Below are 541 nucleotides of genomic sequence, written 5' to 3'. Positions count from 1 at the left end.
GCGTTATACGAATAGAGGGAAATTATGTACAAAAGTAATGATTTTAACTTGGATTCAAAAGAGTTCAGGTTTAAGAAAGACTCATATCCTTTGTCTAAGATAAACAATGTTAGGGTTAAAAAGTTAAGTTTTCTTGATAATTTAGGTCAAGTTTTATTCTGGGTATGTGTTTTTTCAGGGGCAGTTTGGTTAGTTATTCCAAGGTTGGAAGAGGTGCCACAATGGCTACTAGTTTTAGTTCTTAGTCTGACGGTTGTAGGTTTGGTTTTTGCTCTTTTTCGTTGTTCTAAATATGCACTTCAAGTCGAGTTTCGTCACATAGATGAAACGGGCGTTCAATGGGTTAATGTCGCTAAGTCATACTCAAAGTCAGATTGTGAGTTATTTGAACAGCAAGTGTTGGCACTGAAGAAATTCGTATAACAAATTGTTCAAGAGTGATTCGGCACGCGTGGCATTTTTACTATGCGTTGGCTTTAGTGGTTAATGTGGTATGCGGAGACTTAGGTATTGCGTGCCTCACACCTTAACAAGGCGTTAT

At 37.5% G+C, this 541-nt stretch carries 1 protein-coding gene; it reads left to right on the top strand.

Annotated elements, in window-relative coordinates; genetic code table 11:
* The first annotated feature begins 24 nt into the window (after window positions 1–24).
* Window positions 25–423 carry a DUF6232 family protein gene (locus R7Q11_RS28795; protein ID WP_025539256.1) on the top strand — a complete coding sequence of 133 codons (399 nt, stop codon included), beginning with the start codon at window positions 25–27 and terminating at the stop codon, window positions 421–423.
* Window positions 424–541 lie beyond the last annotated feature (118 nt).

The sequence above is a fragment of the Vibrio sp. 970 genome, from assembly GCF_033339075.1.
Note: the sequence above shows the minus strand (reverse complement) of the source record. Positions and strands in the feature narration are given on the sequence as shown.

What these genes read in the sequence shown, in the direction of transcription:
- R7Q11_RS28795 (WP_025539256.1), top strand. Translation starts at nt 25, where the DNA reads ATGTACAAAAGTAATGATTTTAACTTGGATTCAAAAGAGTTCAGGTTT.